This is a genomic window from Nocardioides sp. NBC_00368, from assembly GCF_036090055.1.
Lineage (GTDB): Bacteria > Actinomycetota > Actinomycetes > Propionibacteriales > Nocardioidaceae > Nocardioides.
Genome location: NZ_CP107970.1, coordinates 1,677,164 through 1,703,161 on the forward strand (window position 1 = coordinate 1,677,164; position 25,998 = coordinate 1,703,161).

27 protein-coding genes are annotated in these 25,998 nt (G+C 71.2%); 12 read left to right on the forward strand and 15 right to left on the reverse strand.

Annotated features, from left to right (window positions below; all coding sequences use genetic code 11):
* The first annotated feature begins 49 nt into the window (after nucleotides 1–49).
* The 4 genes from OG984_RS08020 to OG984_RS08035 are packed head-to-tail and all read left to right on the forward strand — an operon-like array spanning nucleotide 50 to nucleotide 2,250.
* The gene (locus OG984_RS08020; RefSeq protein ID WP_328531060.1) at nucleotides 50–625 is read left to right on the forward strand and encodes an NADPH-dependent F420 reductase; all 576 of its coding nucleotides are present in this window, start codon (nucleotides 50–52) and stop codon (nucleotides 623–625) included.
* A gap of 24 nt (nucleotides 626–649) precedes the next feature.
* The gene (locus OG984_RS08025) at nucleotides 650–1,159 is read left to right on the forward strand and encodes a VOC family protein (protein ID WP_328531061.1); all 510 of its coding nucleotides are present in this window, start codon (nucleotides 650–652) and stop codon (nucleotides 1,157–1,159) included.
* Nucleotides 1,156–1,782, forward strand: coding sequence for an alpha/beta hydrolase (locus OG984_RS08030; protein ID WP_328531062.1), 627 nt, complete (start codon nucleotides 1,156–1,158; stop codon nucleotides 1,780–1,782). Before OG984_RS08025 ends, OG984_RS08030 begins: the two co-directional genes overlap by 4 nt.
* A gap of 30 nt (nucleotides 1,783–1,812) precedes the next feature.
* Nucleotides 1,813–2,250, forward strand: coding sequence for a DoxX family protein (locus tag OG984_RS08035; RefSeq protein ID WP_328531063.1), 438 nt, complete (start codon nucleotides 1,813–1,815; stop codon nucleotides 2,248–2,250).
* 122 nt (nucleotides 2,251–2,372) lie between these two features.
* On the opposite strand, the gene OG984_RS08040 is transcribed toward OG984_RS08035, so the two are convergent.
* Nucleotides 2,373–3,332, reverse strand: a complete 960-nt coding sequence (locus OG984_RS08040) for a zinc-binding dehydrogenase (RefSeq protein ID WP_328531064.1) — start codon at nucleotides 3,330–3,332, stop codon at nucleotides 2,373–2,375.
* An 82-nt stretch (nucleotides 3,333–3,414) separates the two neighbouring features.
* Between OG984_RS08040 and OG984_RS08045 the strand changes: the two genes are divergently transcribed.
* The 6 genes from OG984_RS08045 to OG984_RS08075 all read left to right on the forward strand — a co-directional run bounded on the left by OG984_RS08045 (nucleotide 3,415) and on the right by OG984_RS08075 (nucleotide 8,841).
* Nucleotides 3,415–4,053 (forward strand): TetR/AcrR family transcriptional regulator, encoded by a 639-nt coding sequence (locus tag OG984_RS08045; protein WP_328531065.1) that lies wholly within the window; start codon nucleotides 3,415–3,417, stop codon nucleotides 4,051–4,053.
* Nucleotides 4,054–4,126: 73 nt separating this feature from the next.
* Entirely contained in the window at nucleotides 4,127–4,642 is a 516-nt protein-coding gene (locus OG984_RS08050; protein WP_328531066.1) for a GNAT family N-acetyltransferase, read from the forward strand.
* A gap of 79 nt (nucleotides 4,643–4,721) precedes the next feature.
* Nucleotides 4,722–5,939, forward strand: coding sequence for a PucR family transcriptional regulator (locus tag OG984_RS08055; protein WP_328531067.1), 1,218 nt, complete (start codon nucleotides 4,722–4,724; stop codon nucleotides 5,937–5,939).
* Nucleotides 5,940–6,026: 87 nt separating this feature from the next.
* Nucleotides 6,027–7,442 (forward strand): fatty acid desaturase, encoded by a 1,416-nt coding sequence (locus OG984_RS29505; RefSeq protein WP_442940973.1) that lies wholly within the window; start codon nucleotides 6,027–6,029, stop codon nucleotides 7,440–7,442.
* Nucleotides 7,439–7,633 (forward strand): ferredoxin, encoded by a 195-nt coding sequence (locus OG984_RS08070; RefSeq protein WP_328531068.1) that lies wholly within the window; start codon nucleotides 7,439–7,441, stop codon nucleotides 7,631–7,633. Before OG984_RS29505 ends, OG984_RS08070 begins: the two co-directional genes overlap by 4 nt.
* Before the next feature lie 2 nt (nucleotides 7,634–7,635).
* Entirely contained in the window at nucleotides 7,636–8,841 is a 1,206-nt protein-coding gene (locus tag OG984_RS08075) for an NAD(P)/FAD-dependent oxidoreductase (protein ID WP_328531069.1), read from the forward strand.
* Here the strand turns inward: OG984_RS08075 and OG984_RS08080 are convergent.
* The 9 genes from OG984_RS08080 to OG984_RS08120 all read right to left on the reverse strand — a co-directional run bounded on the left by OG984_RS08080 (nucleotide 8,790) and on the right by OG984_RS08120 (nucleotide 18,404).
* Nucleotides 8,790–9,686 carry a universal stress protein gene (locus tag OG984_RS08080; RefSeq protein WP_328531070.1) on the reverse strand — a complete coding sequence of 299 codons (897 nt, stop codon included), beginning with the start codon at nucleotides 9,684–9,686 and terminating at the stop codon, nucleotides 8,790–8,792. The genes OG984_RS08075 and OG984_RS08080 overlap by 52 nt on opposite strands.
* Nucleotides 9,687–9,724: 38 nt before the next feature.
* The gene (locus OG984_RS08085) at nucleotides 9,725–10,141 is read right to left on the reverse strand and encodes a pyridoxamine 5'-phosphate oxidase family protein (RefSeq protein ID WP_328531071.1); all 417 of its coding nucleotides are present in this window, start codon (nucleotides 10,139–10,141) and stop codon (nucleotides 9,725–9,727) included.
* Between the two features lie 14 nt (nucleotides 10,142–10,155).
* Nucleotides 10,156–11,130: a universal stress protein gene (locus tag OG984_RS08090; RefSeq protein WP_328531072.1), complete on the reverse strand. Its 975-nt coding sequence runs from the start codon at nucleotides 11,128–11,130 to the stop codon at nucleotides 10,156–10,158.
* A gap of 74 nt (nucleotides 11,131–11,204) precedes the next feature.
* A complete protein-coding gene (gene ppsA / locus OG984_RS08095; protein WP_328531073.1) occupies nucleotides 11,205–13,574 on the reverse strand; it encodes a phosphoenolpyruvate synthase in 2,370 nt (789 codons plus the stop codon).
* Nucleotides 13,575–13,625: 51 nt separating this feature from the next.
* The gene (locus OG984_RS08100; RefSeq protein ID WP_328531074.1) at nucleotides 13,626–14,213 is read right to left on the reverse strand and encodes a hypothetical protein; all 588 of its coding nucleotides are present in this window, start codon (nucleotides 14,211–14,213) and stop codon (nucleotides 13,626–13,628) included.
* A gap of 138 nt (nucleotides 14,214–14,351) precedes the next feature.
* Nucleotides 14,352–15,296, reverse strand: coding sequence for a universal stress protein (locus OG984_RS08105; protein ID WP_328531075.1), 945 nt, complete (start codon nucleotides 15,294–15,296; stop codon nucleotides 14,352–14,354).
* A gap of 239 nt (nucleotides 15,297–15,535) precedes the next feature.
* Nucleotides 15,536–16,474, reverse strand: a complete 939-nt coding sequence (locus tag OG984_RS08110; protein WP_328531076.1) for a universal stress protein — start codon at nucleotides 16,472–16,474, stop codon at nucleotides 15,536–15,538.
* A 171-nt stretch (nucleotides 16,475–16,645) separates the two neighbouring features.
* Complete coding sequence (locus tag OG984_RS08115) at nucleotides 16,646–17,542, reverse strand: universal stress protein (protein ID WP_328531077.1); 897 nt, start codon at nucleotides 17,540–17,542, stop codon at nucleotides 16,646–16,648.
* A gap of 169 nt (nucleotides 17,543–17,711) precedes the next feature.
* Complete coding sequence (locus OG984_RS08120) at nucleotides 17,712–18,404, reverse strand: hypothetical protein (protein ID WP_328531078.1); 693 nt, start codon at nucleotides 18,402–18,404, stop codon at nucleotides 17,712–17,714.
* 166 nt (nucleotides 18,405–18,570) lie between these two features.
* On the opposite strand from OG984_RS08120, the gene OG984_RS08125 reads away from it, so the two are divergent.
* Complete coding sequence (locus OG984_RS08125; RefSeq protein ID WP_328531079.1) at nucleotides 18,571–19,386, forward strand: SDR family NAD(P)-dependent oxidoreductase; 816 nt, start codon at nucleotides 18,571–18,573, stop codon at nucleotides 19,384–19,386.
* Between the two features lie 12 nt (nucleotides 19,387–19,398).
* Here OG984_RS08125 and OG984_RS08130 read toward each other — a convergent pair whose 3' ends face one another.
* From OG984_RS08130 to OG984_RS08150, 5 genes are all read right to left on the reverse strand, one after another.
* On the reverse strand, nucleotides 19,399–19,863 hold the full coding sequence (locus OG984_RS08130; RefSeq protein ID WP_328531080.1) for a GyrI-like domain-containing protein: 465 nt from the start codon (nucleotides 19,861–19,863) through the stop codon (nucleotides 19,399–19,401).
* Nucleotides 19,853–20,566 (reverse strand): hypothetical protein, encoded by a 714-nt coding sequence (locus OG984_RS08135; RefSeq protein WP_328531081.1) that lies wholly within the window; start codon nucleotides 20,564–20,566, stop codon nucleotides 19,853–19,855. Before OG984_RS08135 ends, OG984_RS08130 begins: the two co-directional genes overlap by 11 nt.
* Nucleotides 20,563–22,044 carry a CYTH and CHAD domain-containing protein gene (locus tag OG984_RS08140; RefSeq protein WP_328531082.1) on the reverse strand — a complete coding sequence of 494 codons (1,482 nt, stop codon included), beginning with the start codon at nucleotides 22,042–22,044 and terminating at the stop codon, nucleotides 20,563–20,565. Before OG984_RS08140 ends, OG984_RS08135 begins: the two co-directional genes overlap by 4 nt.
* Before the next feature lie 31 nt (nucleotides 22,045–22,075).
* Nucleotides 22,076–23,026, reverse strand: coding sequence for a universal stress protein (locus OG984_RS08145; RefSeq protein ID WP_328531083.1), 951 nt, complete (start codon nucleotides 23,024–23,026; stop codon nucleotides 22,076–22,078).
* A gap of 115 nt (nucleotides 23,027–23,141) precedes the next feature.
* On the reverse strand, nucleotides 23,142–24,803 hold the full coding sequence (locus OG984_RS08150; RefSeq protein ID WP_328531084.1) for a SulP family inorganic anion transporter: 1,662 nt from the start codon (nucleotides 24,801–24,803) through the stop codon (nucleotides 23,142–23,144).
* A 133-nt stretch (nucleotides 24,804–24,936) separates the two neighbouring features.
* Here OG984_RS08150 and OG984_RS08155 point away from each other — a divergent pair, with 133 nt between their 5' ends.
* Entirely contained in the window at nucleotides 24,937–25,995 is a 1,059-nt protein-coding gene (locus OG984_RS08155; RefSeq protein ID WP_328531085.1) for an alcohol dehydrogenase catalytic domain-containing protein, read from the forward strand.
* Nucleotides 25,996–25,998: the final 3 nt, after the last annotated feature.

The following is a 25,998-nucleotide window of genomic DNA, read 5'->3' on the forward strand; positions in this document are numbered from 1 at the left end:
TCCGTGAGAGTTTTGTTGTAGCAACAACCTTCCATCTGAGGAGTGCGACATGACAGACATCTCGATCATCGGCACCGGCAACATGGGTCAGGCCATCGCGACGGTCGCCGCGCGCGGCGGGCACCCGACCCAGCTGCTCGGCAAGGCGGACGCCGCCACCCCCGCGACCGGCGACATCGTCGTCCTCGCCGTCCCCTACCCCGCCCTCGGCGACGTCCTCGGCCAGCGCGGCGCCGAACTGGCCGGCAAGATCGTCGTCGACATCACCAACCCGGTGGACTTCGAGACCTTCGACTCCCTCACCGTCCCAGCCGACAGCTCCGCCACCGCGGAGATCGCCGCGGCGCTGCCGGACTCCCGCGTCCTGAAGGCGTTCAACACGACCTTCGCCGCCACCCTGGCCGAGGGCACCGTCGGTGACCTGGCGACGGCAGTCCAGATCGCCGGCGACGACGCCGACGCCAAAGCGACGCTGTCCGAGGTCGTCACCTCCGCCGGCCTCCGTGCCGTCGACGCCGGTGCGCTCAAGCGGGCCCGCGAGCTCGAGGCGCTCGGCTTCCTGCAGATCTCCCTGGCCGCCGCCGAGCAGATCCCGTGGACCGGCGGCTTCGGCGTCGTCGCCTGATCACCCTCACCCGAGGAGGCCACGATGACCGTCAACCCGGTACGTCTCAACCACGCCGTCCTGTTCGTCGCCGATCTCGAACGCAGCATCGCCTTCTACGAGGCTGCGTTCGGGATGACGGTCATGGCTCGCGAGCCGCGCGCCGACGCCGCGTTCCTGCGCCTGCGCCGGTCGGGCAACCACCACGACCTCGGCCTGTTCGGGGTCGGCGCCCAGCCGCCGCGACCACGCGGCTCCATCGGTCTCTACCACCTCGCCTGGCAGGTCGACACGATCGACGAGCTGGAGCAGGCGCGGATGACCCTGGCCGAGCTCGGCGCCTTCACCGGAGAGTCCAGCCACGGCGCCACCAAGAGCGTCTACGGCGCCGACCCCGACGGCAACGAGTTCGAGGTGATGTGGATGCTGCCGCGGGCCGAGTGGGGCGACTTCGAGAACGCCGCTCCCGTCGACCGGCTCGACCTCGCCAAGGACGTCGCCCGCTGGAGCGGGGTCCGTACGGCCGGCGAGCTGAACCGCACGGAGGACCGTTGAGCACCCAAGTGCACACCGCGACCCACGGCAGCACCGATCCCGAGGCTCCCCTGGTCGTCCTGCTGCACGGCCGCGGCTCCCACGAGCACGAGATCATCGAGCTGGCCAGGCACCTTCCCGAAGGGAAAGCCTACATAGCCGTGCGGGCTCCGATCGCCGAGGGCGGCGGGTACGCCTGGTTCGCCAACCGCGGGATCGGCCGCCCGGTCGCCGCCTCCCTGGCGGAGACCATGAGCTGGTTCCGGAAGTGGCTCGACGCCATCGCGCCTCAGAGCCGTCCGGTCGTCCTCGTCGGCTTCAGCGGCGGCGCCGCGTTCGCCGGCGGGTTGGCGCTTCGGGAGCCCGGACGGTACGCCGGCGTCGCCGTCCTCCACGGCACGCTTCCCTTCGACGCCGGCGTCCCCGTCGAGGCCGGTCGCCTCGCGGACCTGCCGGTCATGGTCGCCCAGGGCGACTCCGACCAGGTCATCCCCCGCGAGCTGCTGGACCGCACCTGGCACTACCTGCTCGAGGAGTCGGGCGCGCCGACCGTGGCGCACCGCGACCCCGGTGGGCACGGCATCACCGCCACTGCGCTCCACGAGCTCGCATCGTGGGTCGCCGCCCGCGTACCTCACGCCTGAACACCCCTGCACAACGAGAGAAGGAACATCATGAAACTCGGACAGTCGCTCCCTGCTCCCGCCACCGACCTGGGCCTGCTCGCCGCCCGGCTCCTCGTCGGCACCGTCCTGATCGCCCACGGCTGGCAGAAGTTCGCCACCTACACGCTCGACGGGACCGCGCAGTCGTTCGAGGCGATGGGGGTGCCGGCAGCCCAGGCGGCCGCGACCTTCGCCGCACTCGTCGAGCTCGCCGGGGGTGCGCTGCTTCTGCTGGGCCTGCTCACGCCACTCGCCGCTGCCCTCGTCGTCATCGACATGATCGGCGCGTTCTGGTTCGCCCACCGCAGCTCCGGTGTGTTCGTCGACCAGGGCGGCTGGGAGCTGGTCGCGGTCGTCTCGGCCATCGCGATCGCCCTCGCCGTCGCCGGTCCCGGTCGCGCCAGCATCGATCACGCCATCGGCGGCAGGGTCCGGGCCGAGGCCTGAGGATCACCCGCTGACCGTCTCCGCCGTGCCTCCGTCATACGCGCTCGTCGCGCCGCGGAGGCACGGCGGTTCCCGTGACCATCGCGTCGACCCGGAACGCGCTCGGTGCAGCCCCCTCTGGGTCAGGGAACCAGCACGATCCGCCCGAACACCGTGCCGTCGTCCATCTGTCGGTGCGCTTCGGCGGCCTTCTCGAGGGGCAGTACGTCATGAACGACCGCATGCAGGTCACCTCGGCCGAGCGCGGCGAACTGCTCGGTACGGACGACGTCGCGGGCCGGGACCGGGATGGTGTCGAGGCTGAACGTGGCGAAGCTGCGGGACTGCTGGAAGGCGCCGATCAGCCGCGCGGAGACGTCCGTGGGCGGCATCCCCGCGACCGCGCCGACCACCACGAAGCGGCCGTTGGGCGCGAGGCGATCGACGAAGTCCGGCGTCTCCGGACCCCCGACGATGTCGACGATCACGTCATAGGCGGCCGGAGCGTCCTGGGTGCCGTGCCCGGAGCGGTCGAGCACATGGGTCGCACCGAGCTCATGCAGGCGTTCGCCCCGTTCGGGCGAGGAGGTGGTCACCGCGACAGCGCTCGCGCCGCGACGTGCCGCGATCTCGACGGCGGCGATACCGATGCTCCCGGCGGCGCCGCGTACGAGCACGGACTCTCCCGGCGCGAAGTGGGCGTGGGCGAGCGCGAAGTGAGCCACGGGACCGGAGCTACCGATCGTCACAGCATCCACCGGGGCGATGTTCTCGGGCAGGGGGCTGACGTGCTCGGCCCGGGCGAGGGCACGCTCGGCGTAGCCGCCGAGCAGCGTGAACGCCCAGACCCGGCGCCCGACCCACGATGCGTCCACACCTGCGCCGACTGCCGTCACCGTGCCCGCGACCTCGCTGCCGGGGACCAGCCCCGGCTCGAACCCCATGCCGGTGATGGTCCCCCGTCGGATGACGGCATCGACCCCGCCGACGCCGATCGCCTCGGTCTCGATCACCATCTCGTCCGCCCCCGGCGTCGGCACGCCGACCTCGGTCACCACCATTCCGCCGGGATCCCCGAACCGCTCGACCCGCACTGCTCTCATTCGTCATCTCCGTCTGGCTCGTGTGAGGCGTACGCTGGCGAAGCTAACGGACGCCTGCGTCCACTTCCAGAAAGTGAGAGACATGTCCGAGACGTTGCCTCACAAGCTCCGCTCCGACGCCCGGGACAACCGCAACAGGATCCTCGCGGCGGCCAGGTCGCTCTACGCCGAGCGCGGGCTGGAGGTCACCATGCGCGACGTCGCGCGGCGCGCCGGAGTCGGGCCGGCGACGCTCTACCGTCGCTTTCCCACTCGGCAGGCGCTCCTCGACGCCGTCTTCGCCGACGAGCTGCGCGCATGCGAAAAGATCGTGGACGACGGCTGCGCCGACCCTGATCCGTGGCGTGGCTTCTCCTCGGTCATCGAGCGGATCAGCGTGCTCAACGTCGGGAACCAGGGGTTCGTCGACGCCTTCATGGCGGAGAAGCCGCGCGACTCGTTCACCGAACATCGCACCGCTGCCCTCGCAAAGCTCACCGATCTCGCCCGGCGTGCCAAGGCCGACGGCAGGCTCCGACGCGACTTCGTCATCGACGATCTCGTCCTCGTCCTCCTCGCCGGCCGCGGCCTCGCCGCCACCCCTGCCGCCCGTACCGTCCCGGCGGCGCGCCGCTTCGCCGCTCTGGCCATCGACGCGTTCCGGTCCTCCGAGGCGAACGACCGGCTGCCGCACGGCACCGTGGTCCCTTCCTATCTGGTTTCGCGCCGCTTCGACGGATGACCACGAATTCCTCTCGTCCGCGACACGCCTGAAAGCGTTCGACAGGCGATCGCGGTCGTGACAGGTTCCGTCCATGCACCTCAGAGACGGTTCCGTCAGCGACCTCCCCGCCGCCATGAGCCTCCTCGACGCCGCCGTCGCCTGGCTCGCCTCGCAGGGTCGCACCGGGCAGTGGGGCGCGGAGCCGTTCTCCTCGGTCGAGGCCCGGGTCGAGCAGATCCGGCAGATGCTGTCCGAGCGGATCGCGCGGATCGCGGAGGAGGACGGAGAGGTCGTCGGGGTCTGCGTGCTGGCCGACGAGCCACTGCCGTACGTCGAGCCCGCACCGATCCCCGAGCTCTACCTGCAGCTCCTGGTCACCGACCGCGAGCGGACCGGTTCCGGGATCGGCCGGGTGCTGGTCGACGACGCCGTCGAGATCGCCCGGCACCGGGGTGTGGAGCAGATGAGGCTCGACTGCTACGCCGGCGACGACCAGGCGCTGGTCGGCGTCTACGAGCGGTTCGGGTTCACGCTCGAGCGACGGTTCACCGTCGACACCGGGCAGGCCGAGCCCTGGCCCGGCGCGGTGCTGCGGATGGACATCTGAGCGTCGTCTCCGAGCCACGGACGCGGGACCGGCTTTTGTAAACTGCCCGAAGCCCACGCGGGCGAGAGGGGTGGAGGCGATGACCGAGATCAGTGCCTGGTTGGCGGCATTCGCCGAGGACCAACGCCGGCCCGAGGAGGTGGCCCGCTGGGCCGCGGCGACCGCCGACGCGATCCTCGCCGACGGCGAGGTCGACGTCGCCGACCTCAGACCGCTGATCCTTGAGGCCGTCGAGCAGCACTGGTACGCCTTCCTCGACCGCATCACCTTGCCGGAGGCCCCGTTCGAGCTGGTCCCGTCGGCGCAGGCCGTGGCACTCGAGGCCGCCCGCCGCCATATCGGCCTCCCGCTGCTGCTCAAGGTCTATCAGCGAGCGCAGGAGGCCAGCTGGGACTTCGCGGTGCAGGTCGTCAGGCAGGCACCTGACGACCTCGACCACGAGGCCCTGCTGGTCTGGTTCTGGACGAAGGCCAACGTCTGGTTCGGCTCCTCGGTCGAGCAGTCCGTGCTGATCCACCAGAACGAGACGAACCGGATCCGGCAACGTGGGGACGCCCGTCGGTTCGAGGTGGTCTCGGAGGCGCTGGACACCCGGAGCGTCTCCCCTGCCGAGCTTTCCGCCGCGCTCGCCGGTCATCCGGTCAACATCCCCGGCCACGTCGCTCTGGTCGCGCACGCCCTCACCGCCGACTCCATCGAGCAGCTGGAGCCGGCCCTCAACGCCGTGACCCGCCGCGCGGGCCATGTCCGGTCGGTGCTGGTCCGCCCCGGCGGCAGGGACGTGTGGGCCTGGCTGGCGCTGGGCGACCTGCCGGACGCCGTGACCGACACCGGGATCGACCCGACGGCCGTCCGGGTGACGATGGGCGTCGGCGGAAGCGGTCTGGACGGCTTCGTCGCGGCGCATCTGGACGCACAGGCAGCCCAGCGGGTCGCACTGGCGCCAGGACGGCACGAACCGGTGACGGCCTACGACGACGTGGCCGCCCTGGTCCTCGTCTCCCAGGACCAAGACGCCGCCGAGCGGTTCGCCCGCACGACCCTGCGCGGTCTGGCCGACCCGCCCCAAAGCCGGCTCCGCGAGACCGTACGCGAGGTGCTCACCTCGGCAGAGACGGCCGACAGACTCGCCGAACGGCTCGGCGTCCACAAGAACACCATCCGCTACCGCGTGGCCCAGGCCGAGCGGCTCCTGGGACGCCCGTTGCGCGAACGGGCCGGCGACCTGCTGCTGGCGCTCGACTACCACGACGCCTTCCTCGCGAACCCGACTGTGAAAATGCACAGGAACTCGTGAGGGATTCGGCCTGATCGACCAAAGACTCCGGTGGCTGCCTACGTCCATTCTGACAAGAGACGTAACCGGCATCACAGGAGGCAACAGATGACACTCGGCGCCAGCGGCACCGTCGACAGGGGCTCCACCGAGAGGTGGCGCGACCGGAAGCGCTATCTGTGGCTCCTCGGCCTCGTGGTCCCGTCGTTCGCCTTCATCGCCGTGGGTGGCTACGTCCTGACCGGGTGGGGCGCCTTCCTGTGGACGGGGCCGATCGTCGTCCTCCTCGTGGTCCCGGCCATCGACTTCGCGGCGGGTCTGGACCGCTCCAACCCGCCCGACGACATCATCGAGGAGCTCGAGGAGGACAGGTACTACCGCTACATCACCTTCGCGTTCCTTCCGATCCAGTACGCCGGGTTCGCCTTCGCGATGTATCTGATCGCGACCCAGGACTGGCCGTTGGCGCACAAGATCGGCCTGGCCCTCACCATCGGGTTCATCGGCGGCATCGGCATCAACACCGCCCACGAGCTCGGCCACAAGAAGGAGAGCCACGAGCGCTGGCTGTCCAAGATCGCGCTCGCGCAGAGCTTCTACGGACACTTCTACATCGAGCACAACCGCGGCCACCACGTACGCGTCGCGACACCGGAGGACCCGGCCTCCTCCCGGATGGGCGAGAGCCTCTACGGGTTCTGGTTCCGCACCGTGCTCGGGTCGCTCGAGAGCGCCTGGGGGCTGGAGGCCAAGCGCTACCGGCGCAAGGGCACTCACCCGTTCCACCTCGGCAACGACGTCCTCAACGCCTGGTTGATGAGCGTGGCCCTGTGGACCGCGATGACGCTCTGGCTGGGCGTCGGGATCCTGCCCTACCTGATCCTCCAGGCCGTCATCGGGTTCTCCCTGCTGGAGATCGTCAACTACCTGGAGCACTACGGGATGCTGCGGCAGAAGACCACATCCGGGCGCTACGAGCGGGTGCTGCCGATGCATTCGTGGAACTCCAACAACATCGCCACCAACGTGCTCCTCTACCACCTGCAACGGCACAGCGACCACCATGCCAACCCGACCCGGCGCTACCAGACGCTGCGTGACTATCGCGAGTCCCCGGTCCTGCCGACCGGCTACGCCGGGATGATCGTCCTGGCCCTGATCCCGCCGCTGTGGCGCCGGGTGATGGACAGGCGCGTGGTCGCGCACTTCGACGGCGACGTCCGGCTGGCCAACGTACGTCCCGGCCGGCTCGACAAGCTGCTCGCGAAGTTCCCGCCTCCCGCCGATCCTGGTCACGAGGAGATCGGGGCGCTCGACGACGTCACCCGGCAGACCTTCGACGACGAGGTCGCCGCCGGCCGGTGCCCGGGATGCGGCTACGTCTACGAGGTCGCGGCCGGCAACGAACTGGAGGGCTTTGCCGCCGGCACCGCCTGGCGAGACATCCCCGACGACTGGTGCTGCCCGGACTGCGGCGTACGCGAGAAGGTCGACTTCATCCCGCTGAAGGAGTCCACACTGTGAGTGCCATCGAAGCGGACAAGACGGTGTGCGAGGGCATCGGCATGTGCGAGGCCCAGGCCGACACCTACTTCCAGATCGGCGACGACGGCCTCGTCGAGGTGCTCAGCGACGAGGTGCCCGACCCGGACCGTGCGTACGTCAAGGCCGCCGTCGACTCCTGCCCGGTCTCCGCCCTCCGCCTGAAGGAATGAGCATGTCCTCCGACCACGACCGTCATCTCCTGGTCGTCGGAGCCGGCCTGGCCGGTCTCCGTGCGGTCGAGGGCGCACGGCAAGCCGGCTGGACCGGACCGATCACGATCGTCGGCGACGAGCCGCACCCGCCCTACGACCGGCCACCCCTGTCGAAGGCGGCGCTCTCCGGCGAGGAGCAGCCGGCCGTGCCGGTGCTGCGGTCGAGCGAGGTGATCGAGGAGCTGCGGGTCCAGCATCTCGCCGGGGTGCGGGTCCACGGCCTCGACGCCGAGCGCCGCACGGTGGCCACCAGCGCCGGGGAGCTCGGCTACGACGCGCTCGTCATCGCCACCGGCAGCACCGCGACGACGCTGCCCGGGCTGACCGGTCTCCCCGGTGTCCACGTGCTCCGCAGCTACGACGACGCGCTCGAGGTACGCCACTCGCTGGCCCGCTCACGCCGGGTGATGATCGTCGGGGCCGGCTTCATCGGCTCCGAGATCGCCTCGGCGGCCCGCGCCCGCGGCATCGAGGTCACCGTCCTGGAGGCGAGCGGCCGGCCGCTGGAGCGGGCGGTCGGTCCGCGTGCCGCCGGGCAACTGATGGAGCTGCATGCCGAGGCCGGCGTCCGGCTGCTCACCAGGACCACCGTGTCCGGCGTACGCACCTCCGACCGTGGCCTCGACGCGGTCGAGCTGAGCACCGGTGAGACCTTGACCGCCGATGCCGTCGTCCTGGGCATCGGCGCCCGCCCGGCGACGGCGTGGCTTGCCGGCAGCAACGTCGCCCTGGACGTAGGCACCGCCGGCGTTCTCTGCGACCGCACGCTGGCGACGAGCGCTCCCGGGGTCTGGGCCGCGGGCGACGTGGCGTGCGTCGACGGCGAGCGCCACGAGCACTGGACCGCCGCCGGCGAGCAGGGCCGGGTGGCCGGCGCCAATGCCGCCGGGGCCGGTGAGGTGTTCTCCTCCGTCCCGTTCGCCTGGTCGACCTGGCACGGCCGCCGGATCCAGATCGTCGGGGAGACGACGGCGGCCGACGAGGAGGAGCGCGGGCCCGGCTTCATCGTCTATCGGCGCGACGGACACGAGGTGGGGGCCGTCGGCATCGACAGCCCCGGTCCCGTCGCCCGGCTCCGCCGCGCCCTCGCCGCGCAGCCGCCGGATCGACGCGCTCAGACGGCGGTGGCCGGAGGCGTGGTGTCGGCGCGCGAGTCGCGCGAGTAGGTGGACGGCACCACCGCGACCACGCTGTGCGCATGGTCCAGGAGATGTCCGGCCACCGCGCCGGGGCCGCCGGTCACGACCATGTGCATGGTCCGGGACTGCTCGGCGAGCACGTGGGCGAGACCTCCGGAGTGGATCCGCAGGCGCGGGTTCAGATCCGGGTAGCGCTCCCGGAGCCCTGCGACGCACTCCGAGACCAGGGCCCGGTCGTCGTCCGTGCCGTCCGAGCCGCCTGCGTGGTAGCAGTACAGCACCGTGACCGGCAGGTTGCGCTGGGCGGCCTGGTCGAAGGCGAACTCGAGGGCGGGGATCGAGCCACCGGTCCCGTCGATGCCGACGAGCACGCCTCGGCCCACACCTCCGCCGCCGGGGCGCAGCACGACCACCGGGCAGCGCGCGTCCTTGACGGTCGACCTGCTGACCGAGCCGAGGATCCGGCTGCGGATCGGACCTCTCCCCCGCGACCCGAGCACCAGCATCGACGCGCGGGCGGAGGCGGCGTCCAGCACGTGTGCCACGGACCCGGCCTCCATCTCAACGCTCACCTCCGGACGCCGGAAACCGACGAACCCGGGAGCCCTGGAGAGCTCGTCGAGGCGGCGGTTGGCGTAACGGCTGGCGCTCGCCAGCACCGTCGCGCCGTAGTCCTGCTCGGGCTCCGAGGGCGCACCCGCCCGGAACCCGGGCGGGGTGTCCAGGGTCGAGGCGGAGACGACGTGGAACAGGCACATGTCGCGCCCGTCCCGGAACGCCTGCTCGGCCGCCCAGGACACGCTCTCGGTCGCTTCCGGCCAGTTCTCGACGCCGACCAGGACGGCGCCCTCGGGGATCGCTGCGTATGTCATCTCGACTCCTTCGGCTCGGCTCGACTGCCACGTGCTGCTCAGGTCGGCACCACGCGCCGGCCGGTGATCTCGGTCGGCGTGATGCAGACGAACAAGGTCCTGTGGCCGTTGGCCCATGGCTCCGGGTCGAGGTCGTGCGCCTTGAGCCAGACGCCGTCGACGAACTTCGCGGTACCGCGAGCCAGCACGCTCCAGCCCGAGGAGGTGTAGGTGTCGAACTCGTCGATCTGGTAGGACACCGGCCCGGTGCCGACATGGTTGGAGATCGCGGTGCGCGGGGCCGTGCGGAACACGATCCGGTCACCCGCCATGACGTGGTTGACCGGCAGGACCAGCGGCCCGTCCGGGTCACCGAAGGCGACCCGGCCGACCTCATAGCGGTCCAGCAGGTCCAGGCACTCGGCGCGGTCCATATCGGTCAGGTGACCGGGGAACCATCGTGCTGCGAGGTACATCGTCGTCTCCTTCATCACCGTCGTCCGGCTCCGGCCGACCGGTTGTTCGCTGTGGTGGGGCCGTCCGTGGCCCCGGCGCCCCCCTCGAACGCCGGGGCCACGTGCGGGTCGATCTCGACCGGACAGGTGCTCTCACGGAGCACAGCCCGGGCGGTGCCGCCCAGGTGTCCGAAGCCGAGGAAGTCGCGGGCACGACCCAGGATCAGGAGCTCGGCCCGGCGCGAGGCCTCCACCAGTGCGAAGGCCGTCTGGGCGTGCACCACCTCGACATGGGCGTCGACCGCTGCCGCCTCCGGGCCGCACTCGGCCCGAGCCGCCTCGAGGGCGACGCCGAGCTCCCGCTCGGCCCGCTCCGTCCACTGGTGCTCTTCGCTCCCGACGGTGAGGTAGTCCTGGTACGCCCCGAACGTGTGCCACGCGTGCAGGAGGCGCAGCCCGGCGCCGCGCGCGGCCGCCACCTCCAGCCCGCGGCGTACGAGGGCGATGGATGTGGCCGCGTCATGGACCCCCACGACGATCTCGTGCGGCGAGCCCTCCCGGGGCCAGGCCGCCGGGACGACGACCATGGGCACCGGCGAGTGGGCCGCGACCGGGCCGATGATCGAGGAGGTGATGATCCGGTCGAGCCGGGCACGTGGCTGGTCACCGAGCACGAGGAGACGTGCTTTGGCCGCCTCCTGGGCCAGCACCGCCGACGGCTTCCCCAGCAGCAGGTACGTGCTCACGACCGCGCCGCTGTTCGCCACGGCCTCCTCCGCCTCGGCGAGGATCGCGCGGCCGAGCTTGCCCATCCTCGAGTCGGGGTCGGTGTGGGCCGGCGGCCAGGTCGGCAGCGGCGGCGCGTACGGGTCGACCACGTAGACCAGGTGCAACGCGGAGCTCGATCGGACCGCCTCCGCGGCGGCGTAGCGGGCGGCGGCGATCCCGGCCTCGGTGCCGTCGACTCCTGCCAGGACGATGTTCCTGGTTCCCTTGATTACTTCAGCCATGGCTCCAGCGTCGCTCTGCAGGGCCCTCCCGCGACAGGGACCGTCGGCCCCGGCCAAAGGCCTTTGGTCGCTCATCACGACTCCTCCTCGGCCGCGAGGACCGTCTGCGTCACGGCGACCACCGAGTCCGGGGTGACGCTGATCGAGTCGATCCCGAGTCCGACCAGGACACGGACGACCTCCGGATGGTCGGAGGGCGCCTGGCCGCAGATGCCGGAGTGGATGCCGTTGCGCCGGCAGCCCTCGACGGCGAGGGCGATCATCCGTTGCACCGCCGGGTCGCGCTCGTCGTAGTCGAAGGCGACCAGCTCGCTGTCGCGGTCGACGCCGAGGGTGAGCTGGGTCAGGTCGTTGCTTCCGATGGAGAACCCGTCGAACCGCTCGGCGAACTCGTCGACCAGGATGACGTTCGCGGGGATCTCACACATCGCAAAGACCTTCAGGCCGTGCTCGCCGCGCCGCAGACCGAGCTCGGCCATCCGCGCCAGCACGCGATCGGCCTCGTCGAGGCGGCGCACGAACGGCACCATCACGACGACGTTGTCCAGACCCATCTCCTCCCGGACCCGGCGCAGCGCGGCGCACTCGAGGGCGAATCCCTCGGTGTAGGCCGGGTGCGCGTAGCGGGCGGCACCGCGGAAGCCGAGCATGGGGTTGGCCTCGCCGGGCTCGAAGGCCGATCCGCCGAGGAGGGTGGCGTACTCGTTGGTCTTGAAGTCGGAGAGCCGCACGACGACGGGCTTGGGGTGAAAGGCGGCGGCGATGGTGCCGATGCCCTCGGCCAGCCGCTCGACGACGTACGCCGCACCGTCCTCGCCGACGAGGCGCTCGACCTCCGCGCGCTGCCCGGCATCGGTGATGCGCTCGGGATGGAGAGCGGCGAGCGGGTGAACCCGCACGTGCTCGGCGAGAATGAACTCCATCCGGGCCAGGCCGACCCCGTCGTTGGGCAGGAAGGACGACTCGAACGCGATCCCGGGGTTGCCGAGGTTGAGCATGACGTGCGTCCGTGGACGCGTCGTCAGCGTGGTGGCGACGTCGTTCGCGTGGAAGTCGGCGAGCCCGCGATAGACGTGGCCCTCGTCGCCCTCGGCGCAGGAGACGGTGACCTCCTCGCCCTCGGTGATCGTGCTGGTCGCGTCGCCGGTGCCGACCACGGCCGGGATGCCCAGCTCGCGGGCGACGATGGCGGCGTGACAGGTGCGGCCGCCGTGCTCGGTGACGACCGCGGAGGCGATCTTCATCAGGGGCTCCCAGTCGGGACTGGTGCTGGGCGCGACCAGCACGTCGCCGGGGGCGAAGCCGCCGTCGTCCTCGATCCCGCGGACGATCCGGGCGCGGCCCGCCGCGACCCTCGCACCGACGGCACGGCCGGTCGTGATCAGGTCGCCGTGCGCCTCGACCACGTACCGGGTCGTCGCGGTCGGCCGTCGCCGGGCAGCGACCGTCTCGGGGCGTGCCTGGACGACGTACAGCAGACCGTCGGTGCCGTCCTTGGCCCACTCGATGTCCATGGGCTTGCCGTAGTGGCGCTCGATGGTCATCGCCGCGCCGGCCAGCTCGAGCACCTCCTCGTCGGTGAGGCAGTAGCGGCCGCGGTCCTCCGGCGGTGTGGGCTCGTTCTGCACCGGCCCCACCAGCGCCGTCTCCCCCAGCACCATCCGCACCGCCTTGCTCCCCAGGCGGCGGCTCAGCACGGCACGGTGGCCGGCTGCGTACGTCGGTTTGTGCACGTAGAACTCGTCGGGCTCGACCAGCCCCTGGACGACGTTCTCCCCGAGGCCGTAGGAGCCGGTCACGAAGACGACGTCCCGGAAGCCCGACTCGGTGTCGAGCGTGAACGAGACCCCGGAGCAGGCGATGTCGGAGCGCACCATCTTCATCACTCCGACCGACAGCGCCACCGAGAGCTGGTCGTAACCGTGCCGGGCGCGGTAGTCGACCGCCCGGTCGGTGAAGATCGAGGCGAAGCAGCGGTGCACGGCGTCGAGCAGCGCCTCCTCGCCCTGGATGTGGAGGAACGACTCGTGCTGACCGGCGAAGCTCGCGTCCGGCAGGTCCTCGGCCGTGGCGGAGGACCGGACCGCGAGCGTGACGTCACTGCCGTACTCCTCCCGAAGGGCCTGGTAGCCCGCCCGGATCTCGTCGGCCAGGTCCAGGGGCAGCTCCGTGGAGAGCAGCAGACTGCGTGCCCGGGCGGCCCGCTCGGCGAGGTTCTCGCGGTCGTCGACATCGAGGTCGGCGAAGACCGTCGCGAGAGCCGAGTCGGTGCCCGAGGCACGCAGGAAGTGGCGATAGCCGTCGGCCGTGACGGCGAACCCGTCGGGCACGCGGATGTCGCGGTCGTGAAGGCGGCGATACATCTCACCGAGAGAGGCGTTCTTGCCGCCGACCAGGGGGACATCGGCGATGCCGACCTCCCCGAACGTACGTGTGTAGCTCATGTTCAGACCTTCACTGTCCGGGGTTGGATACGGCTCACGGCTCGGCGCGGGTCACCGCAGCCACGGGTGGTGCATGACGACCGGCCTGCGGGCCCACTGCTTGCCGAAGCCCCAGGTGTCACCGGCGTACGTCATCGCCAGGACGCCCACGGTGAGCGCACCGAGCAGGTGCTCGTCGATGATCGGGTTGTTCTCGAGCGGGAAGCTGGCGAACCACATCAGCGCGTACATCGCCGCGCCGGCGATGGCGCCGACCCGCATCCCGACGCCGAACGTGAGCGTGAGCCCCACTCCCAGCAGGCCGAGCATGAACAGCCCGTCGACCCACCACTGACCGGCCATGTCGTTCCACATGCCCTGCAGCCAGTTGTTCTCGGGCACGTTGGACAGGTAGCCCTCGGTGGGGCTGCCGCCGTTGATCCAGGCGGCGTCCTCGGCGAAGAAGTCGATGCCGGTACGGGTGCCGGCCTCGTTGGTGATGGCACCGGTGTGGAAGCCCAGTGCGAGCAGCTTGTCGAAGAAGGCCCACAGGAACGTGAGCCCGAAGGCGATCCGCAGCGTCGCGAGCAGCCGCGCAGCGGGCAACGGGAAGTGCCCGGGCAGCGTCGTCGTGGAGCCGGGTGTCGAGATTGAGGTCATGATCCCTCCATCGGTCGCGCCGGCCCGTCTTGGCCGGACACCTTCAGCCAACCGCCGCCGCCCCCGTCGCAGCGAGGGAACGGGGTCCGCGCGCGGCAGGCCCTTCGTCCCCGGGGCGACGGGACGGTCGACCGTGCGTCACGAGCCGGCCATCTCCGCCGGCCGCGACGCCGAGGCCTCGTCCGTCTCGACGATGTCGAGCACCGGAGGCAGCACCTCGACGGGACAGCGGCTCTCCCGCAGCAGCGCCCGGCCGGTGCTCCCCAGGCGACCGGCAGGGAACGCGTGCCGACGTCGGCCGATGACCAGCAGGTCGGACTCGGCCGCGGCGGCGGCGATCACCTGCGCCGGCTGACCCCGGCGCACCTCGACACGAGTCTCGACCAGCACCTCTGGTGCTGACCGGTGGTTTCGGGCCCGGTCGAGCGTCTGCTCGAGCTCCTTGCGGAGCGCGGCATCCCACTCGGTCAGCTCGCGCGGCGAGATGGACAAGCCGTCGTACGGGGTGGGCACCTGCCACACGTGCAGGATGACCAGCTCGGCACCGCGGTCGGCGGCTTCGCTCATCGCCCGCGCGACCAGCCCGGCGGCGTCGTCGCAGTCCTTGACCGCGACGACGACACGGTCGGCGCCCGCGCCCGAGGGCCACACCTCCGGGACGACGGTGACCGCGACGGGTGCGTGCCCGGCGACCCGGTTGACCACCGAGCCGGTGAAGATCCGCTCGACGACGGAGCGGTGCTGGCCGCCGAGCACGACGAGCCGCGTCGCCGCCGCCATCTGGACGAGTCCGTCGGCGGCGTCACCGCGCACCAGCGTCGAGGTGACGCGGTCGGCCGGCACCAGGGTCATCGCCTCCTTCGCCGCCCTCTCCAGCAGTCCTGCCCCGATCTCACGGTCGTGGCTGATAGCTGTCTGCCCGACGTACGGGTCGATGACCCCGGGGACGGTCGGAGGCGGCACCAGGTGGACCAGCCACAGCTCGTCCCCCCTGCGCTCGGCCTCGGCAGCCGCATATCTGAGCGCCGCCCGACCACCTTCCCCGCCGTCGATGCCGACCAGGATCCGTGCTGTCTCGGACATGTCCACCCTCCTTCGGCACGGGCACCTCCGGCCCGGCCCGCTCCGACTCTCACGGGAACCGCGATGCCGAGGACAGGGGCATCGGTGCCGACCTCCGGGACCTTGGTCCACGGCGCAGGCGATCATCCGGCCTCCTGCCGACAGGCCCAGGGCCGGCGCGCTCGATCGAGGAACCGCCTGGTGGGGGCTGATGCGTAATCCTCCCCCACCAGGCGTCTTCCCCGGCTCCGGCCAACCCCCTATGTGGCCGGCTCCCGGAGGCTTGGGACCGACGCGGTGGTCGACATCGGTACCGATCGGTCGCGGTCCTTGGACCGAGTGACGGGAACCACCAGCACCGGGACGTCGGCGATGTTGAGCACCTCCCGCGCCACCGCGCCCAACCCGATGGAGTCACCGTTGTGATGGTCTCGGCCCAGCACGATCAGCTGGGGGTCTCCGGCACGGTCGGTCAACACGTCGGCGGCGTGGCCGTGGTCGCGCACGACGGTGACCGCCACGCCGGGAAACTCGTCTCGGAACGGGTCGACCAGCTCCTGCAGCGACGCCAGACTGCGTTGCTCCCACTGCCGGTAGAGCGGGGCACCGAGGACCTTGTCCCAGACGAGCATCGGCCGCAGGTCCACTGCGGACACGACGTGCAACGGAGCCTGCGACCGCACCGCCTCCAGGAAGGCCAGCCGGAGCGACTCCGATTCGTCCGCCGCCGGATCGACACCGACGACGATGGCGCCGGTGTGGCGGGACCCTGCCCTCCACGCCGGAGGAACGACCACCATCGGCGACGACGCGCGGGCGGCGAGCCGGAGCGCGGTGGTCCCGATGCGCATGCTGCGGGACGGGCCCATCCCGCGCTTCCCGACGACGAGCAGGTCGTCCTCACCGATGCTCGCCAGCAACGCGGACACCGGGTGGCCGAACCGGACGAGCGTACGCACGCTCAGTCGCGGATGCTCCGCCAGCAGGCGATCGCGGAGGTCTTCCAGGAGCACCCATTCATGGCCCGGCGCCGCAGCGGCCTCCGGCTGTTCCGGGACGCCGACGTCGACCACCCCGACCAGCATCAGCGGCCGGCTCGTCGTCAGCGCTGAGCTCACGGCGTAGTCGATCGCGGCCAGGTTGCGCTCGGAACCGTCGACGCCGACCACGACCTTCGCCCGGTCATGCTCGCGCGTCATCGCAGCGCTCCACGCGGGTGCCGCCGTCGGCACCTGCTGATCGAAGAGGCAGACATGACAGAGATCCTCCGGTTCGCTCTCTCGGACATCTCCAGCCAACCTTCACCGACGAGACACCAGGAGAGGCCATGGTCCGGACACGTCGGGATCAAGGTCCATGACCGCGCCCGCTCAGCGATCACGGTCGTCGCGATCGGCCGGGCAGGGAACCACAGCGACCGGAACCTCTGCGTGGTGGATCACCTCGCGCGCGACCGGTCCGAGGCCCCAGGTGCCGCGCCCGTCGTGACGTCGTCCGAGCACGATCAGCTGTGCGCCGATCGACCTCGCCAGGAGGATTCCGGCTGCGCGGCCACGGTCTCGTTCGATGGTGACCCGGACCCGCGGATACTTCTCGCGCAACGGCTTGACCACCGACTCCAGGTCCACGCTGCTGTGCTCCTGGCCGTCGCGTACGAGCGGTGCGTTGACGGTCGGGTCCCAGATGAGCACCGGACGAAGGTTGACCGCGTGCAGCACGACCAGCTCGACCCGGTCGCGCAAGGCCCGCTCGAACCCGACGTGCAGCACCGGCTCGCAGTGACTGTCCGGGTCGACACCCACGATGACCGGCTCGCCCTGATGCTCGGCGGTGCTCCATCCCGGCGGTACGACCACCACGGTCCCGAGCGAGCGTCCGGCGACCCGCATCGCCGTCGACCCGACCAGCAAGCGGCGGGCGCCCCCGAGGCCGCGCTTCCCGACGACCAGCAGATCCTCCACGTCCGCGTACCCCAGCAGCGCCGGTACCGGATGGTCGAACTCGATCAGCGGCACCGTGCTCACCTCGGGATGCTCGGCTGCGACCTGGCGCTCGATCTCGGCCAGCACGGACCAGTGGCGCCCGTCCAAGGCGTCCTCGGCGTGCCGTACCAGATGCTGAACGGCGCCGACCGGGACGAGCGGCCGGCCCGAGGCCGCCGCTTCGGCGATCGCGTAGGCCACCGCGGCCCGGTTGGGCTCGGAGCCGTCCACGCCGACCACGACCCTGGGCTCGAGCGGCGGTATCGGCCGGACGGGTCGGTCCATAAGCCCTTGGCCCGCTACGTCCGGCGAGCCAGGACTCGAGGTTGCGGTCATGTCGCCTCCCACGCGCGATCCGTCGCTCCAGGTGGTCACCAGCGAACCCCGCCGGCGCTCGTGCGGGCCAGGGCAGTAGGTCGAACAGGTCGGGGCGAAGGTCCCTGGCCGTCCCGGCTCAGCACGCTCCTCGACGCTGCTGCGGCCGTACGCTCCGGAGATAGCGGTCCGGCCAACCTGCTGCGCGGGCCCCCGAGCGGAACCACGCCTCCAGGCCCGGCGCGTCGCGGCGCCCGAGCTCGTCGAGGAGCACCTCTCTGATCTGCACGGCCCGCAGCTTCTCGGCCGGGTCGGCGGCCCGGTCGAGGGCGACATAGCTCGAGCGCCAGGCCATGCACAGATCTGAGTCGGTCACCTCGTCGGGGATCTCCAGGACCGCCTCGGCCGGATCCACGACCCGTGGACCGATCACTGCGGCCGGTGCGACGCCGTCGCCGGCCCGAGCACGCCGCCCGGCCCTCCGGGGGGTCTTCACCCGCGGCTCCGCCTCCCGGACGCGTCGGTCGAGCCATCCCGCCTCCCACGCCGCCGCCAGCCCCATCGCCGACACCAGTAGGGCGGTCACGACTCCGAGCGCCACGACGAGCCCTCCGGCGGCCAGCGGGACCGTCGGCCACGGCAGGCTCCTGAGGAGCACCACACGCCACTGGATCGGCTGCTTCTCGGGCCACTGACATACCCACAGCGCCACCGCGACCAGCCAGCCCGCCAGCCACCAGGCGACCGTCGCCGCCACCGACCACGACATGAGCGCGACCAGACCACCAACGCCGACCATGCCGGCCACCACGCACCAGACCCAACGTCTCATGAGAGTCACTCTTCCCACCGGCGCGCGCCCTGCGAAGGGGCGACGATCCCGTCGGTGAGGGACCAAGGCCCCGGCTCCCCCAGTCGTTGGCCACTCGCAGCGCCCGTCAGCTCGGGCCCAGTGTCGAGGCATACACCGACCTGAACAGAAACAGAGGGAGTGCACGATGAAGCAGGAGCTGCGACCGATCGACGACCTGATCACCCTGAGAGGAAAGACCGCCGTCGTCACCGGTGGCGCGATGGGGATCGGTCTCGGCATCGCCTACCGGCTCGCGGAGGCGGGCGCACGGGTGGCCGTGGCTGACATCGAGGAGGAAGCCGCCGCATCAGCTGCGAAACAGCTGGTCGCCGACGGCTTCGAGGCGATGCCCGTGACCGTCGACGTCTCCGACGAGACGAGCGTCCGGCAGATGGTCGACACGGTCATCGACGCGTACGACGCGATCGACATCCTGGTCAACAACGCCGGGATCTATCCCAACATCCTGGTCATGAACATGACGGCCGACGACTTCCGGCGCGTGCTCGACATCAACCTGAACGGCGTCTTCCTGTGCACGAAGCTGGTGGCCGAGCGGATGATCGAACGCGGGCAGGGCGGCCGGATCATCAACGTCACCTCCGTCGACGCGCTGCACCCGTCCTCCGCCGGCCTCGCTCACTACGACGCCTCGAAGCACGGTGAGTGGGGCTTCACGAAGAACGTCGCGCTCGAGCTGGCTCCCCACGGCATCTGGGTGAACGCGATCGCTCCCGGCGGCATCGCCACTCCCGGGGTCAGGAATGCGCAGGAGGGTGCGCAGCTGCCCAAGGGCGTCGACATGGCGGAGCTGATCGAGCGGTTCACCGCCCGGATCCCGATGGGTCGCTTCGGGGAGCCGGACGACATCGGACGCGCCGCGCTCTTCCTCGCCTCCGACCTGTCCTCCTACATGACCGGCACCCAGATCGTGGTGGACGGCGGCGTACTCCTGTCCTGAGCGGTGCCGAGGTCAGACCTCGGGGTCGACCGGCCAGTGGATCACGGTGCGCTGCTCCTCGGGTGGGACCTCGGGGCCGGTCAGGTACTCCTCCCACATGTGCACCGGGTCGAGCCGGAGGCCGAGCTCGCTCGCGCGGACCCGGAGAGCGTCGTACGCCTGGGGTAGCTCGTCATAGGTGCCGACGTGCACCGTCGACAGCGTCGTCGCGGCGGGGACATCGAACGGTTCGAGAATCTCCGCGTCCGTGATCGGGCCACCCACCGCGCAGCCGAGGCGCACCTCGAAGGTCCCGTCGCCCATCACGTAGTACGCCATCGGCGGGCCCAGCGGCTCGATGCCGTGGTGGCCGAGGTAGCCGAAGAACGTGCCGAACGCGGCGGCCATCTTCGTGCCGATCTCGGCTGCCTCTGCCGTGAACCGCGTCACCGCGAGGTGATGCCCCGGCTCGTCCGACCGAGTGATCTCATAGTCCATCCGACGCTCCTCCGATTCTCGGTTTGCCCGTCGACAGTCGCCACAACGCGATCGCCGTCCAGATCAGCCAGACGAACAGCAGCACCCCGTAGAGCGCGTACGCCCAGCCGAGGACGGGGCGGAGCACCTCCGAGACGATCCCGATGGCGCCCGTCGACACGCCGAGCCATGCCAGGCCACGCCAGGACTCTCCCTTCAGCATCAGCAGGGAGATCAGCAACAGGCCGAGGGTCTGAAGCACCCCGATCACGGCGGGCACGTCGTTGAGCGCGATCAGAACCTCCGCCCCCGCGACGAAGGGCGCCTGAGCCGCGCTCGTCGGGGCGGCAGCGTACTCGTCGCTCAGCAGCACCATGGCCAACGAACCGTCACCCGTCGTCGGCCAGGCCGACGACACGGCCCAGGAGGCGACCGAGATCATCCCTGCGATCGCGGCGAAGCTCTTGTCCAGGTGCCGCAGCGCCACCGCGAGGGCGAGGAAGACCACCATCAGCAGCAGACTCGGAGTCAGCCATAGCACCTGGCGCACGATGTAGACCGTTCGATGGGCGTCGACGTACTCGAGCATGGCCGCGCCACCTGCCGTCGGCGGCGGCGCCACGACGGCGAAGATCACCAGGGCCGCGACGTACAGGACCACGGCCAGGCCGGCCGAGACCGCACCCGCTCGGTGCAGCCGCTGCCATACCGGGTCGCGGATCATCGCAGCCAGCGCAGCGACTTCGGCTTCGACAGCCGGCGCACCATACGGTCGTACGCGCGCTCACCGGCTGCCGTGGCAGCGTCGAGCTCGGACAACGCCGAGGCGACCGGGAGCTCGGGACGACGTTCGGCGATGCGCCGAACCTCGCGGTGAGCGACGACGGCGTCGTGATGGTCTCCCAGGATGTCCTGCAGATCGGCGAGGTCGGCGGCAAACCGCTCGGCCCCCGCGCCGAAGACCGGCACGACCGCCTCGACCGAGTAACGGATCCGCTTGGCGGCCTTGCGCACGTCGTGCAGACGCAGCGCGCGGTCGTGGTCCTCGCTGGTCCGCGCCGCCTCGGTCACCGCACGTTGCAGGCGGCGGATGTCCTGGAGGAGCGCGGCTCGCAGCTGCTTGCGCGCGGGCCTGCCTGCCCTCGGGGACCACGGCGGCCTCTCGACGAGGTCGTGCAGCGAGTCGACGAGCGAGAAGTATCGGGGAGAGGTCATCGCCTCGACCGCCGCACGGTGCGCGGCCTCGTGCTCGGCGACGATGTCGGCACCGATCCGCGAGTCCTCCCCGTTCAGCAGAAGATCGAGACGATCGCGCAGGACCTCCAGGTCTCGGGGACGGCCGAGCTCGTCGACCAACCACTTGACCTCGACCCGCAGCGGTGCGGTTCGCGCACGGTCGAACAAGCCGCGATAGGTGCCCAGGACGGCACGGACCCGGCGGCCGGCCACGCGCATCCTGTGGACCGCGTCGGGGACGTCGGCCCGGACCAGGGGATCGAGCCGGGCGAGCTCGGCCACCTGCGTCGCAAGGTACGGAGCCAGCACCTCTCCCGCGGTCGCGTGCTTCGGCTTCGGGGCGACGCCGGCGGCATCGACCGGCGCGGGTGCGGTGAGGATCCGAGCCAGCTTCGCGCGCCGTGCCGACGGCTGTGCGCCGGCGGCCAGCAGGCGGCGCTCGAGCTCGTCGGCGAGCCCGTCGCGCTCCACGTCGAACTCGACCTCCCACTCCCGCCAGTCCTCGGGCTCGCGCCGATCGGCGCCGAGGCGCCGCGCGGTCACCCGGTCGTCGGACACCTCGGCGAGCAGGCGACCGTCGGCTGCCCGAAGCAGCGTCGACGTACGTCGGGTGTCGACCGCCCCGACACGGATGAGCGGCCGGTCGCGCACCACACCGCGCAGGATCCCCGTCAGCTCCGGCGGTGGCTCCTCGCTCACGCCGTCGAGAGGCACCTGCAGCTCGTGTCGATCCCCGCCGACCGGGAGCTTGAGATGCCAGCCCGCGTCCTCGCCACCGGTGCGGCGGCGCAGCGTGATCCCGGCCCGGATCAGGTCGAGATCCTCGGTGTCGTAGTAGGTCGCCGACAACGTGAAGGGCGTCTGCGGGTCGACCCGGGTGGCATCGGGCAGACCGATCAGGTCGGGAAGCGGCACGTGCTCGTCCACGTCGTACTTCCGCTCGATCTCGATCACCGTGGTCGCCATCGCCGTCTCCCTCGTTCTCCGCCTCCGGATGTCAGAGGGCGGGTGCCTCCTCGGCCTTCTCGATCCGGCCCTCGTGCTCGAGGACGAGGTCGTCGATGGTGATGACGTCGGGAACGGGAGGCTGGATCTCGACCGGGCAGCGGCTCTCGCGCAGCAGCGCACGACCCGTGCTGCCCAGGCGACCCAGCGGGAACGAGTGGCGACGACGGCCGATGACCAGGAGATCGGCGTTCGCCGCCGCGTTCACGATCACCCGAGCGGGCTGCCCGTGGCGGACGTCGACGCTGACCTCCACACCGGACGCGCGCGGCTCCCGGCGGCGGGCACGGCCGAGTCCCTCGTCGAGGGCGCGACGGGCGGACTTCTCCCACTCGGTCACATCCAGGTGCGACAGCGTCATGTCGTCGTAGACGGTGTCCAGCTGCCAGGCGTGGATCACGACCAGCTCCGCGTCACGGTCCGCCGCGTGCCTCAGGCCCTGAGCGATCAGTCCTGCCGAGCTCTCGCAGTCCTTGACCGCGACCACGACCCGGCGAGCGGGTTGCTCCCCCGACCAGTCGCTCGGGACCACGACGACCGGGACCGGCGCGTGTCCCGCGACCCGGTGCGTGATCGAGCCCGTCACGATGTGCTCCAGGCCGTGCTTGCGGTCGTCGCCGAGCACCACCAGGCGTGCCTTCGCGGCGGCGTGGACGAGTCCGGGGACGGTCCGGCCCTCCAGAAGGGTCCCGCTGACATGGTCGGCGCCCACGTAGGTGGCTGCCTCGTCCGCGGCCTTCCGCAACACCTGCATCCCGGAGTTCCGGCTGTCCTGCGAGAGCCACGGGTAGGGATGGATCACGTCAGCGGGCTCGCTCAGGCTCACGTGCATGAGCCAGAGGTCGGCGTCGTCGAGTCCGGCCTCGGCGGCAGCGTAGGCGATCGCCGCCCGTCCGCCCTCTCCCCCGTCGATCCCGACCAGGATCCGGTTGTTCTCGGACATGTCGTCTCCTCCTGGGCGCGGCACGTCCGGCCGCTCCCAGGCTCCACTCTCATCCGCCGGGCCGCGGGAGGGCAGGGACGTCGGGGCCCCACCCCGAGGACCTTGGTCCGTGAGGTCACCGCTCGCGACGGCGGTACGCCTCCACGGCCGTGGGGAGAGTGGGGAAGAGGCGCTCCTCTCCGATCCTGTCCAGGATCCCGGAGGGAGCGAGCGACTCGCGGAGGTCCTGCTTGATCCGGGCGATCGCGAGCACGACGCCGCGGTCGGCCAGCGCCCTGCGCAGCGACTCGAGCGCGTCGACCGCGGTGATGTCCACCTCGACGTTGGCCTCGACGTTCAGCAGGAACCACTCCACCGGCCGTTCGGCAGCGTCGACGGCCGCGAGCGCGCGGGTGCGGAAGTCCTCCGCGTTGGCGAAGAAGAGGGGCGAGTCGTAGCGGTAGACGAGCAGTCCCGGCACCTCCTCGGCGTCGGGGTAGTCGTCCACGTCGTGCATGCCGGCCAGGCCAGGCACGAGGCCCAGGACCGCATCGTGCGGGTGCGCGACCCGGCGCAGCAGGTCGAGCACGGAGAGCCCGACCGCGATCAGCACGCCCCACATCACCCCGGCGGCGAGCACCGCCACCGTCGCGACCAGCGCCAGCACGAGCTCGCTGCGTCGGAACCGGGCGAACCGGCGCAGCTCGCCCACCTCGACCAGCTTGGTGGCCGCATAGACGACGACCGCGCCGAGCGCCGCCTCGGGGAAGGCCTCCAGGACCGGCGCCAGGAACAGCACCGCCGCCACGGTCGTGGCTGCGGTGACGTACGAGGTCAGCTGGGTGCGCCCGCCGACGGCATGACCGATGGCGGTCCGGCTGCCGCTGCTGCTCACCGGGAACCCGTGCAGGAGTGCGGAGCCCACGTTGGCCCCGCCCAGCGCCAGCAGCTCCCGGCGCGCGTCCACGCGCTCGTCGCGGCCCGCGAAGGCACGCCCGGTGAGGATGTTGTCGGTGTAGCCGACGAAAGCGACCCCGAGCGCCGGGGCCAGCATCGCGATGATGCTGCCCAGCTCCAGGTCCGGCAACCCGGGCGCCGGTGGCCGGATCGAGATCTCGCCGACGAGACGGAGCCCGTGCCCGTCGCCGAGCAGCGCGGCCAGTCCGGTGGCGGCGAGCATGCCGAGCAGCGCGACCGGCGCCCGCGGAGCGAGGACGGAGCCGAGAATCATCGCAGCGGCCGCGCCGACACTGAGCAGCAGGGTCGGGAGGTGCACCTGGTCGAGGTTGCGAACGAAGCTGGCGAGCTCGGTCAGCACGTTGTCGCCCTCGATCCGGACGCCGGTGAGGTTGTCGAGCTGGGAGACGACCATCAGCGCGGCGATGCCGGCCATGTAGCCGACCAGCACCGGCCGGGAGAAGAGCTCGGCGAGCACCGAGACCCGGGCGAGCCAGCCCGCGACGCAGATCGCCGCCACCACCAGCGCGAGCGTCGCCGCGAACCCGGCCGGATCGCGCGCCGCACCGGGGGTGGCCCCGATCGCGGCTGCGGTCATCAGCGCCGTGGTCGACTCCGGGCCCACCGAGAGCAGCCGGGACGTACCCAGCAGGCCGTAGACGAGCATCGCCCCGACGCAGGCCCACAGGCCGGTCTCGGGCGGCAGGCCGGCCAGCTCGGCGTACGCCATCACCTGAGGGACCAGGTAGGCGGTGATCGTCACGCCGGCGAGCACGTCCGGCCACAGCCAGCGCCGCTGGTAGCCGCGGCTCCACGACGGCATCACCTGGCGTACGTCCATGGCAGCACCTTCGCACGAGACTCCCCCGCCGCGCCCGGCACCAGGACCAAGTCCCCTCGCCCGGTGGCCGATGGCACTCCTCCACGCACCGGGAGCCGCCGAGGATCGACGCAACCAGACCGAGGAGGAAACGATGAAAGCACTCGTCTACGACGGCCCCGGATCCCGGAAGTGGACCGAGGTCCCCGACCCCGTCATCACCGATTCCGAGGACGCGATCGTCCGCGTCGACGCCGTCACGATCTGCGGCACCGACCTGCACATCCTCAAGGGCGACGTCCCGAGCGTGGCGCCCGGGACCGTGCTCGGCCACGAGGCGGTCGGGGTGGTCGAGCAGACCGGCCCCGGCGTACGCGACTTCGAACCGGGCGACCGGGTGCTGATCTCCTGCATCAGCAGCTGCGGACGCTGCCGCTACTGCCGGACCGGCAGCTACGGCCGGTGCACCGGGGGCGGCGGCTGGGTGCTCGGCCATCTGATCAACGGCACCCAGGCCGAACGTGTCCGAGTGCCGTTCGCCGACCACTCGATGCACCACCTGCCGCGTGAGGTCGACGACGAGACCGCCGTCCTGCTCGCCGACATCCTGCCGACCTCGTACGAGGTCGGGGTGCGCAAGGGCCGGGTCGCCCCGGGCGACACCGTGCTGATCGTCGGAGCCGGCCCCATCGGGCTCGCCGCGATCGCGACCGCTCGGCTCTACAGCCCGCTGCGGATCGTCGTGGTGGACCCGGCCCCGGCCCGGCGCAAGACCGCCGAGGTCTACGGCGCCGATGTCACCGTGACCAGTGCCGAGGAGGCACGCGCCTGGGTCCGGAGCAACACCTCAGATGGCGTCGATGTCGCCATCGAGGCGGTCGGTGTGCCCGAGACCTTCGAGCTGTGCGCCGAGCTCGTCCGACCGTGCGGCCGGGTCGCCAACGTGGGTGTGCACGGTCGCAGCGCCGTCCTGAGCCTCGAGTCGCTGTGGGACCGCGACGTCACCATCACCACCGGCCTGGTCGACACCAGCTCGACGCCGATGCTCCTGTCCATGCTCGCCGCGAGGCGGCTCGCGCTGCCCGACCTGGTGACCCACCGGTTCGGCCTGGGGGAGATCCAGGAGGCGTACGACATCTTCGCCGATGCCAAGGAGACCGGAGCGATGAAGGTCCTGATGATCGGCGACGAGGCCGACCTCAGCGGCGCCTGAGCC

What these genes read in the sequence shown, in the direction of transcription:
- OG984_RS08020 (WP_328531060.1), top strand. Translation starts at nt 50, where the DNA reads ATGACAGACATCTCGATCATCGGCACCGGCAACATGGGTCAGGCCATC.
- OG984_RS08025 (WP_328531061.1), top strand. Translation starts at nt 650, where the DNA reads ATGACCGTCAACCCGGTACGTCTCAACCACGCCGTCCTGTTCGTCGCC.
- OG984_RS08035 (WP_328531063.1), top strand. Translation starts at nt 1,813, where the DNA reads ATGAAACTCGGACAGTCGCTCCCTGCTCCCGCCACCGACCTGGGCCTG.
- OG984_RS08040 (WP_328531064.1), bottom strand. Translation starts at nt 3,332, where the DNA reads ATGAGAGCAGTGCGGGTCGAGCGGTTCGGGGATCCCGGCGGAATGGTG.
- OG984_RS08045 (WP_328531065.1), top strand. Translation starts at nt 3,415, where the DNA reads ATGTCCGAGACGTTGCCTCACAAGCTCCGCTCCGACGCCCGGGACAAC.
- OG984_RS08050 (WP_328531066.1), top strand. Translation starts at nt 4,127, where the DNA reads ATGCACCTCAGAGACGGTTCCGTCAGCGACCTCCCCGCCGCCATGAGC.
- OG984_RS08055 (WP_328531067.1), top strand. Translation starts at nt 4,722, where the DNA reads ATGACCGAGATCAGTGCCTGGTTGGCGGCATTCGCCGAGGACCAACGC.
- OG984_RS29505 (WP_442940973.1), top strand. Translation starts at nt 6,027, where the DNA reads ATGACACTCGGCGCCAGCGGCACCGTCGACAGGGGCTCCACCGAGAGG.
- OG984_RS08075 (WP_328531069.1), top strand. Translation starts at nt 7,636, where the DNA reads ATGTCCTCCGACCACGACCGTCATCTCCTGGTCGTCGGAGCCGGCCTG.
- OG984_RS08080 (WP_328531070.1), bottom strand. Translation starts at nt 9,686, where the DNA reads ATGACATACGCAGCGATCCCCGAGGGCGCCGTCCTGGTCGGCGTCGAG.
- OG984_RS08085 (WP_328531071.1), bottom strand. Translation starts at nt 10,141, where the DNA reads ATGTACCTCGCAGCACGATGGTTCCCCGGTCACCTGACCGATATGGAC.
- OG984_RS08090 (WP_328531072.1), bottom strand. Translation starts at nt 11,130, where the DNA reads ATGGCTGAAGTAATCAAGGGAACCAGGAACATCGTCCTGGCAGGAGTC.
- ppsA (WP_328531073.1), bottom strand. Translation starts at nt 13,574, where the DNA reads ATGAGCTACACACGTACGTTCGGGGAGGTCGGCATCGCCGATGTCCCC.
- OG984_RS08100 (WP_328531074.1), bottom strand. Translation starts at nt 14,213, where the DNA reads ATGACCTCAATCTCGACACCCGGCTCCACGACGACGCTGCCCGGGCAC.
- OG984_RS08105 (WP_328531075.1), bottom strand. Translation starts at nt 15,296, where the DNA reads ATGTCCGAGACAGCACGGATCCTGGTCGGCATCGACGGCGGGGAAGGT.
- OG984_RS08110 (WP_328531076.1), bottom strand. Translation starts at nt 16,474, where the DNA reads ATGACGCGCGAGCATGACCGGGCGAAGGTCGTGGTCGGCGTCGACGGT.
- OG984_RS08115 (WP_328531077.1), bottom strand. Translation starts at nt 17,542, where the DNA reads ATGGACCGACCCGTCCGGCCGATACCGCCGCTCGAGCCCAGGGTCGTG.
- OG984_RS08120 (WP_328531078.1), bottom strand. Translation starts at nt 18,404, where the DNA reads ATGAGACGTTGGGTCTGGTGCGTGGTGGCCGGCATGGTCGGCGTTGGT.
- OG984_RS08125 (WP_328531079.1), top strand. Translation starts at nt 18,571, where the DNA reads ATGAAGCAGGAGCTGCGACCGATCGACGACCTGATCACCCTGAGAGGA.
- OG984_RS08130 (WP_328531080.1), bottom strand. Translation starts at nt 19,863, where the DNA reads ATGGACTATGAGATCACTCGGTCGGACGAGCCGGGGCATCACCTCGCG.
- OG984_RS08135 (WP_328531081.1), bottom strand. Translation starts at nt 20,566, where the DNA reads ATGATCCGCGACCCGGTATGGCAGCGGCTGCACCGAGCGGGTGCGGTC.
- OG984_RS08140 (WP_328531082.1), bottom strand. Translation starts at nt 22,044, where the DNA reads ATGGCGACCACGGTGATCGAGATCGAGCGGAAGTACGACGTGGACGAG.
- OG984_RS08145 (WP_328531083.1), bottom strand. Translation starts at nt 23,026, where the DNA reads ATGTCCGAGAACAACCGGATCCTGGTCGGGATCGACGGGGGAGAGGGC.
- OG984_RS08150 (WP_328531084.1), bottom strand. Translation starts at nt 24,803, where the DNA reads ATGGACGTACGCCAGGTGATGCCGTCGTGGAGCCGCGGCTACCAGCGG.
- OG984_RS08155 (WP_328531085.1), top strand. Translation starts at nt 24,937, where the DNA reads ATGAAAGCACTCGTCTACGACGGCCCCGGATCCCGGAAGTGGACCGAG.